Annotated in this window: 8 protein-coding genes; 1 reads left to right on the top strand and 7 read right to left on the bottom strand. The window is 42.6% G+C overall.

Going from position 1 to position 8,262, the window contains the following annotated elements:
* Window positions 1-226 precede the first annotated feature (226 nt).
* Window positions 227-1,945, bottom strand: a complete 1,719-nt coding sequence (locus DXB73_RS14170) for a methyl-accepting chemotaxis protein (RefSeq protein ID WP_118691558.1) — start codon at window positions 1,943-1,945, stop codon at window positions 227-229.
* 512 nt (window positions 1,946-2,457) lie between these two features.
* Here DXB73_RS14170 and DXB73_RS14165 point away from each other — a divergent pair.
* On the top strand, window positions 2,458-2,817 hold the full coding sequence (locus tag DXB73_RS14165; RefSeq protein WP_118691557.1) for a hypothetical protein: 360 nt from the start codon (window positions 2,458-2,460) through the stop codon (window positions 2,815-2,817).
* Window positions 2,818-3,016: 199 nt separating this feature from the next.
* Here the strand turns inward: DXB73_RS14165 and DXB73_RS14160 are convergent, their stop codons facing one another.
* From DXB73_RS14160 to DXB73_RS14135, 6 genes are all read right to left on the bottom strand, one after another.
* Window positions 3,017-3,412: a hypothetical protein gene (locus DXB73_RS14160; protein WP_118691556.1), complete on the bottom strand. Its 396-nt coding sequence runs from the start codon at window positions 3,410-3,412 to the stop codon at window positions 3,017-3,019.
* A gap of 120 nt (window positions 3,413-3,532) precedes the next feature.
* Window positions 3,533-4,177, bottom strand: a complete 645-nt coding sequence (gene phoU, locus DXB73_RS14155) for a phosphate signaling complex protein PhoU (protein ID WP_118691555.1) — start codon at window positions 4,175-4,177, stop codon at window positions 3,533-3,535.
* Between the two features lie 14 nt (window positions 4,178-4,191).
* The gene (gene pstB, locus DXB73_RS14150) at window positions 4,192-4,995 is read right to left on the bottom strand and encodes a phosphate ABC transporter ATP-binding protein PstB (RefSeq protein ID WP_022024271.1); all 804 of its coding nucleotides are present in this window, start codon (window positions 4,993-4,995) and stop codon (window positions 4,192-4,194) included.
* Between the two features lie 61 nt (window positions 4,996-5,056).
* Window positions 5,057-5,938, bottom strand: coding sequence for a phosphate ABC transporter permease PstA (gene pstA / locus DXB73_RS14145; protein ID WP_118691554.1), 882 nt, complete (start codon window positions 5,936-5,938; stop codon window positions 5,057-5,059).
* A gap of 3 nt (window positions 5,939-5,941) precedes the next feature.
* Complete coding sequence (pstC, locus tag DXB73_RS14140; RefSeq protein WP_022024269.1) at window positions 5,942-6,811, bottom strand: phosphate ABC transporter permease subunit PstC; 870 nt, start codon at window positions 6,809-6,811, stop codon at window positions 5,942-5,944.
* A gap of 88 nt (window positions 6,812-6,899) precedes the next feature.
* Window positions 6,900-7,778 carry a substrate-binding domain-containing protein gene (locus DXB73_RS14135; protein WP_022024268.1) on the bottom strand — a complete coding sequence of 293 codons (879 nt, stop codon included), beginning with the start codon at window positions 7,776-7,778 and terminating at the stop codon, window positions 6,900-6,902.
* Window positions 7,779-8,262 lie beyond the last annotated feature (484 nt).

Genomic DNA, 8,262 nt, shown 5'->3' with positions numbered 1-8,262 from the left:
TATTTAGAATTTTCAGGGTTGTTTTACTATTCAGTTATCAAGTTTCTATTATGTATTGCCGCTCTCGGTTGCTGTCCGCTCCGTAATGCGCCAACGAATGATATATTATCATTTTGATTCCAACTTGTCAACAACTTTTTTCAATTTTTTTCGACTTTTTTTGACCGGACAACAAAAAAGCCTCCAAGACCCAGTATTTATGGGGTTTGGAGGCAATCCTGTCTTTTTACAGTTCAAAGAACTTTAATTGTTGATCCATACTCTTAGACAAATTGCTTAAGTTGCCTGCAGAATCCGCCTGTGTTGCGATCGTATCATTCAGCACCTGCATAGATGCTGTCGTTTCCTGTGTCGATGCCGCATTCTCTTCGGAAACCGCTGACAGGTTTGATATAACATCCATCATCTCCTGACGAACACCTGCACACTCTTTCGTCTTTTGTCGCATATTCTGCGTCTCATTTCTCGTCTCTGTGACACCCTCGCTGACATTCATAAACTGCTGCTTAGTTTCTTCCAGTTTCTCTGCCTCTTCTCCCACAATGTTCTGCATTTCTTCCATAATACTAACTGCTTGTGTAGATTCCTGCAAAAGTTCCGCTGTGATTTCCTCAATCTCTTTGGCAGATTCACCCGACTGCTCTGCCAATGTCTGAATCTGATTAGCCACTACTGCAAAACCTTTGCCCTGCTCGCCGGCCCTTGCCGCTTCAATAGATGCATTCAAGGACAACAGATTAGTTTCATCCGCAATGGAAGTGATGATCTGAATTGCCTTTTGGATGCGAACTGCCGCATCGTTTGTGATATGTATCTGTCGATTCATTCTGCTCGCCGCATCTACCGTATCAACGTTTGACTCTGATAATTCTATAATAATCTTTTCAGCACGCTCACGGCTTTGATCCATCTTATCAGAAGTCACCGCAAGCTGCTTCACATTTTCTGTCATTTCATCGATCAATTCGCCTAATGTATTCATCCGAAGCGTAGCAGTCTCAATCTCCTCTGCCTGTGCAACAGCACCACTTGCAATGTCATCGACGGCACTGCCGATCTCCGAAGCGTTTTCGCTCGTCTGCGCTGACATATCACCCAGCTGCACTCCCGCTGTCAATACATCATTAGATGCAGATTGTATCTTTTCTATAATATCACGAAGTTCATTCTGTAAAAGCTGAAGGCTCTTCGCCATGCTGCCAAGCTCGTCCTTACGCTTCAGTAAACGTTTGCTCATTTGAACATTCAAATTACCGCATGCCAGCTGTCCCAGCGCACCATTGGCGTCATTCAGACCATTTCGAATAGCTAACACACAAATAATTACTGCTATAAATGCAAGAATTCCGATCACTATTGCCACACCAACCAAAGTACCAGTCTTGACAGCAATGAAAGAATTAACATCTGAAGCCGGAGCGCCGGCAAACAACATGCCGATCGTACTTCCTCCCTGATCCTTTAACGGCATGTAATATACATAATACGCCTCATCATTAATGACCATATCATAAGAAGTAAAGGTTTTGCCCTGTAATACTACCCGGTCATATACCTCCTGCGCTGCATCTGTCCCCAAAACAAATTGTCCGGTCTTAGCATCTTTCAATGTAGTCGCACGTCTGGTCTTGTCATAGAATATCGTGACATCCAGATCGGTTCCCTTCACCATATTTTCCAACATCTGCTCCGTGATCTGCTGCTCGCCCTTGTAGAGCTTCTCCCCATCTAATGTTAGCGGACTGTCATTCAGCGCATCTAACATTCCCTGCACTCCCATCGTCGATGCCTGCAATGTTAATTCCACCTCATCTTGAATGCCTGATCGAATACTTCCAATCCCTATAATGGTCAGAATACATGCCAAAATGCATAGTGGAATTATTGCTATCGCAGTGATCCTTACTGTTAATGAATGAATATGATGCTTTGATTGCTTTTTCATAATGAACACCCTCCCTAGTATTATTCCCGTTCATCTTCAGCGGTATTAAATTAATTAGAGTTATTATATCACAAATTCACAACACAAGGGAGCTTGCTCACTTGCGCAGAATTTGTGAACGGCAAAATCGTAAAGCGCAATGCGCGACAGATGCGAAGCATCTGGATTTCGGAATCATTATACCACATTTTCCTATACAAAAAAAGAGCTATGTATCTCTTATTTCGACACAAAGCTCGATGGGAGTTATTTTTTATATTGTTGGATCTGACATTGATGGATCTTAGCACCTAACCTGTGCAACAAATTGAAAATCTGAGTTACATCGCTTTGCTATAGTTTCTTTATGGTGGAACCCACAATATGGTGGCTGCAAAATATAATTAAATCATCAACATAATAAACAATATGTGACTAAATGGCAGCTTTGGATGTGCGAAGTTTGAATGAGCAACTTGCACACATGAACACGTACATGTGAAATATGAACACATGTAGAAATAGAGGGAATTATGAGTCTATCAGACAGCCTTTTAAACGCAGTAACCGGAAGCAATATCTCTACGCATAAAGTATCCGTAGGTAATCTTGCAGAAATTATCAATCAGACCTGTTTACAAAACGCCGAGCGCTATGAGATCGATAAAGTTGAACGCGCCATCCGCGGTAAAATCTTTGGATACACAGACATCGAATCACCGGACGGCAAGTTCCACCTTCATGTCAGCTTCTTTATGCGAGGATTGACTAAACACCGCACCGTTTGGGTAAAAAATTATGAAACTGAAGATATCTGGGAGTGGTCCGGCTTTTCCCTGTCTCCGCTGAAACGTGCTATGCAATACCATTTGAATGCAGTGAGACTGCGCTAGGATTGATTGTCAGATTGTAAAGGAAATAGTAATTTACTTTGTAATCCTTTGCTTTTACTCCAGGTACTACAGTTCTTAATACTTTCTCTGGATTTGTTACCGGATTCAAGTTGTTTCGTTCTACCATAAAATCTCCTTTCCATTACCAGGCGGTGGTACACCTATAATTTAATGATATTAACAATATCATAGCTTCCTTCTAAAAATTCAACACAATAGTCTGATCTAGCTGGTTCTCATACTCTGATATATTATGAAAAGTAGCTTCTTTGCCAAACAAACCCAGCACATTATCCAAACCTTCTGTTACTCCACTCAGGTCAAATGTCTCTTTACATGCACATATTAGCATTTGATCAAACCCCTGTTGCACCGTTTTATCCCACTTCAAATTCTCATCCTGAACAAGTTTTATAAATTTCTCTCGTTGTTCTCTCATTGCATGAACAGCTGCCCTTTCAAGCTTCTTCACCTGTTGATCTCGCAAGCTGCATTGATTTAAACTCTTTGCAATATTATATGCCAAGATCAACGCGCTACACGCAACAGCAACAATTTGATTTACCGTGCTTGGCTGAACTTTGCTTGCTATCATTCCATTTATTCCACTTCTGCTGAGTGTACTTTCTACAACTTTTTTTGTTCCTCCTACAACGGCTAACTTCTCTGCCTATGACGGGACTTTTTCTCTACCCCGGCAGCCTATTCCCAGCCTTTAGGATACATGTTTTCCGGTGATGGAGTAGATGACCCATTCAGAAATATTGGTTGCATGGTCGCCAATGCGTTCAAAATATTTAGCAATAAGCAATAAGTCCGCTGCCTCCTCACCGGAGCCATCAGACTCACGCAGCATCTGGATAACTTCTTCCTTTACTTTGAGGAAAAGGTCATCTACAATATCATCTTTTGCAATGACTTCTTCTGCCTGTTTGAGATTTTTGCATACAAAAGCGTCAATACTTCCAACAAGCATAACGGTGACTGCTTTTGCCATTTCTTCGAGCAGATTAAGATGGGTGACATAATTTTCACCATGTATCCAGACGGTCATTTCTGAAATATCTGCCGCATGATCGCCAATACGTTCCATATCTGTGATCATTTTGAGGGCAGACGAAATAAGGCGGAAATCCTTGGCAACAGGTTGCTGCTGTAATAACAATTTCATACACAAACTTTCAACACGTCGTTCCTGATGATCAATATCTTCATCGCCTTCAATGACAGTTTTAGCAAGTTCAACATCGCTATTCACTAATGCACTAATTGCCTTTTCGATCGCCTGCTCGATCATGCTGCCCATCTCGATCAATTCATTATTAAGTTTTTCCAACTGATTATCAAATCGATTTCGCATACCTTCGCTTCCCCCTATCCAAATCTTCCTGTGATATAATCTTCCGTGCGTTTGTCCTGTGGTACAGAAAACAATTTATCCGTTGCTCCATACTCAACCATTTCTCCCAACAGGAAAAATGCTGTTCGGTCCGAGATACGAGTTGCCTGCTGCATATTATGTGTGACCATAATGATCGTATAGTCTTTTTTGAGCTCGATCGCCAAATCCTCAATACGGGATGTTGAAATCGGATCAAGTGCCGATGTCGGCTCATCCATTAAGATAACCTCCGGTTCTACAGCAAGTGCGCGTGCAATACATAAACGCTGCTGCTGTCCACCCGACAAACCAAGTGCTGACTTTTTGAGACGATCTTTCAATTCATCCCAAATCGCTGCCTGTCTGAGAGACTTTTCGACAATAACATCTAATTTCTGTTTAGAATGAATGCCATGCGTGCGCGGTCCATACGCGATGTTGTCATATATACTCATCGGAAATGGATTTGGATTCTGAAAAACCATTCCCACACGTTTGCGCAGATGATTGATGTCAATGTCTCCGTAAATATCTTGCTCGCCAAGCTTTACTTCGCCGGTGATCCGACAGCCTTCTACAAGATCATTCATACGGTTGAGCGATTTTAAGAATGTGGATTTACCACAACCGGATGGTCCGATAAACGCTGTGATCTGCTTTTCCGGAATATCAATATTGATATCTTTTAATGCGTGAAATTTATCATAATACAAGTCCAGTCCTGCAACGTGAAACTTGGTATCTGATGCTATCTGGGATGTCGATGCATCCACCACATTTGTATAGGTTGTATCCATAATAACCATACCTTTCTTGTTTTATTTCTGAATGCCTTTGGCTGCTAACCTGCTTCTTACTTTATTTCTGAATACCTTTAGCTGTTAATCTGCTTGCAAGCAGGTTCGAGATCAAGTTGATCACGATAACCAATATCAGCAATATTACAGCGGTTGCAAATGCCTGATCTGTGTGAAATCCTTCGCCCGACAGCATATACATATGCACCGATAAGGTTCTCGTAGAAGATAACAGGTTTTTGGGCAGTTTTGCGGTTGTTCCTGCTGTATAGATCAGCGCTGCCGTTTCTCCGACGATTCGTCCGGTTGCAAGAATTACACCGGAAAGAATGCCCGGTACCGCAGATGGTAATACGATCCGAAATACGGTACGAAGCTTGCCGGCTCCCAGTCCAAAGCTTCCCTCTCGGAAACTGGCCGGCACTGCGATCAACGCTTCCTCTGTCGTTCTCAGAATTGTCGGCAGAACCATGATTGCCACGGTAAGTGCACCGGAGATCAAAGATAACCGCAAATGCAAAAATGTGACGAAAAACAATGCACCAAACAATCCATACACAATAGATGGAATACCGGATAATGTTTCTGCCGTCACCCGAACGACACCGACAACTTTGTTGCCTTTTTTGGCATATTCAACCATATAGATTGCTGCAAAGATGCCAAGCGGTCCGGCGATCAACAAGGCTAACATTGTCATAAGCAGTGTATTGATCAACGCCGGAAGCATTGATACATTGTCAGAATTATATTCCAGTTTGAATAAGTCCGGTGTCAAAAATTGGACACCTTTGATCAAAATATATCCGATCAGGAAGACAAGTACCCCCATTGTCAACAGTGCTGCCAGCCAAGTGAGTAAAAAGACAATGAGTGAACCCGGATGCTTAAAGTAAGTGCGGCGTTTTTGCGCCAGACTTTGTACATTAATTGCCTGTTCCATAGGTTATTTTGCCTCCCTTCTCTTTAATATGGAAAAAAGTGTATTGATGATCAGGATAAATACAAAGAGTACAACACCCGTTGCGATCAATGCTTCACGATGCAGATCCTGCGCATATCCCATTTCCATAACGATATTGGCGGTCAAAGTTCGGATTCCCTGAAACATGTTGTCTGGTATCCATGCCTGATTGCCGGCAATCATAATGACAGCCATTGTCTCGCCAAAGGCACGCCCGATTCCTAGTACAATACCTGCCATGATACCGGATTTTGCGGCTGGTACCACTGTTCGAAATACGCTTCTTTCATGTGTAGCACCAAGTGCCAATGCACCTTGATAATATTTATCCGGTACGGCACGGATCGCTGATTCCGATATACTGATGATCGTTGGCAGGATCATGATTCCGAGCAGCAAAGCCGCGGAAAACAAGCTGAGTCCGTTACCACCATAGTAAGGACGAAACGTGTCACGCACCCACGGTACGATGATCATCAATCCGAAGAAACCGTATACAACAGACGGAATACCTGCTAACAGCTCCACGCCCGGTTTCATAATGCGGTATAACGGTTTAGGGCAAAACCTTGCCAAAAATACTGCTGCCAAAATTCCAATTGGGACACCGACAATGATCGCTCCTGCTGTAACATAGATACTTCCGATGATCATTGGAAAGATTCCAAACAGACCATTTCCTGCCTGCCAGGTGCGCCCCAGCAAAAATTTGCCGAAGCCAATCTTTGCCATAGCGGGAACACCATTTGCAAACAGGAAGATACAGATCAATGCAACTGCCAGTATCGAGACACAGGCACAGAGCATAAAGACAAACTCCATCCCTTTTTCTTTTACTTTTTGTAGTGTCATATCAATCCTCATTCCTTTCCCAGCCCACAAGTCTGTGGTCGGCTGCCTGCACACATTATCTATGTGCAGGTATACCTGTCAGGATTCCTTATTTCACATCTGCCCAGTCTGTTGTTGTACCTGTGTAAATGTTCTTAACGGCATCGGAGGAAATATCCTCTAAGGAATTTTTGTTATTTACGATTACTGCGACACCATCTAATGCGATTGCGGTTGGAGTAAGACCTGCCTGTGTCTCACTGTCCTTCAAGTCACGGGATGCCATACCGATATCACAAGTTCCCTCTGCTGCAGAAGTCATACCTGTTGTAGAATCACTCTGCTGAACTTCCACCTGTGCACCTGTGTTTACTTTCTGATATGCCTCTGCTAATTTTTCCATAACCGGTGTTACTGAAGAAGAACCGGCAACGACGATCTTACCTTTCGCACCATTGCTTTTGAATGCTGCATTTTCGGAAACTGCGATGTAACCATTGTCTTCTACTACTTTCTGTCCATCAGCACTCATGATGTAATTGATGAAATCCTGTGCTGCTTCGCTGACATCTTTTTTGGTAGCAATGTTGAAAGGACGGGAAATCTTGTATGTACCGCTTTTTACGTTCTCTGCTGTTGCTTCCACGCCATCAACTTTCAATGCCTTTACCTTATCGTTTAATGCACCAAGTGATGTATAACCGATCGCATATTCATCTCCGGCTACTGTTGTCATCATAACCTCTGTACTCTGTGATACGGAAGCACTTGCTGTGGTCTTATCTACTTTCTTGCCACCCTCTTCCTGTTCAATACCGAACAGCTCGATGAAAGCGCCTCTGGTACCGGAACCATCTTCTCTTGTTACAACAGAAATCGGTTTGGATCCGCCTGCTGCTTTGTCACCCTTTTTGCTGCCACAGCCTGTCACCAAGCTTGCTACACATAATACACTCAATCCTACTGCTAATAATTTCTTTGCTCTCATTTTAATAATCTCCTTTTCTCTTCCCTCCACACGGTCACTCTTAACCGTGTTTTCCATCTGCTTCTTTCAGATGTGCGGCTAAATTTTGTTTACGGTTAATAGGATACTGTGCCAATGTAAAGTCTGAAATCTGCCACACCTAAAATTTATGTAAAATGTATGTAATCCGAACTTCGCGCCTCTAGAAGTTCTATCTAAGCAGGAACTTCCATATACATGAAGAGAGAATAATCTGTATGCGTAATATTTTAATAGGAGATTAACTATAACTATTTCGAACTTCGCACATCCGAAGCTGCCATCTAGTCACATATTGCTTATTATGTCAGTAAGACAATAACTAATTTGCAGCCAATAACGTAAATTATTCTGCCATCAAGAAACTAAGACAATTGCCGTAGAGCGCAGTGTTTGTACGTAATTTCTTATTTTGTTAGGTCTCTGATGAATACATGCCTGAAGGAGTGTCTGAGATGTCCCGGTT

The sequence above is a fragment of the Clostridium sp. OM05-6BH genome (assembly GCF_003481635.1).
Classification (GTDB): domain Bacteria; phylum Bacillota; class Clostridia; order Lachnospirales; family Lachnospiraceae; genus Butyribacter.
Note: the sequence above shows the minus strand (reverse complement) of the source record. Positions and strands in the feature narration are given on the sequence as shown.

Coding starts and splice junctions, on each gene's coding strand:
- DXB73_RS14170 (WP_118691558.1), bottom strand. CDS start 1,945: ATGAAAAAGCAATCAAAGCATCATATTCATTCATTAACAGTAAGGATC.
- DXB73_RS14165 (WP_118691557.1), top strand. CDS start 2,458: ATGAGTCTATCAGACAGCCTTTTAAACGCAGTAACCGGAAGCAATATC.
- DXB73_RS14160 (WP_118691556.1), bottom strand. CDS start 3,412: ATGATAGCAAGCAAAGTTCAGCCAAGCACGGTAAATCAAATTGTTGCT.
- phoU (WP_118691555.1), bottom strand. CDS start 4,177: ATGCGAAATCGATTTGATAATCAGTTGGAAAAACTTAATAATGAATTG.
- pstB (WP_022024271.1), bottom strand. CDS start 4,995: ATGGATACAACCTATACAAATGTGGTGGATGCATCGACATCCCAGATA.
- pstA (WP_118691554.1), bottom strand. CDS start 5,938: ATGGAACAGGCAATTAATGTACAAAGTCTGGCGCAAAAACGCCGCACT.
- pstC (WP_022024269.1), bottom strand. CDS start 6,811: ATGACACTACAAAAAGTAAAAGAAAAAGGGATGGAGTTTGTCTTTATG.
- DXB73_RS14135 (WP_022024268.1), bottom strand. CDS start 7,778: ATGAGAGCAAAGAAATTATTAGCAGTAGGATTGAGTGTATTATGTGTA.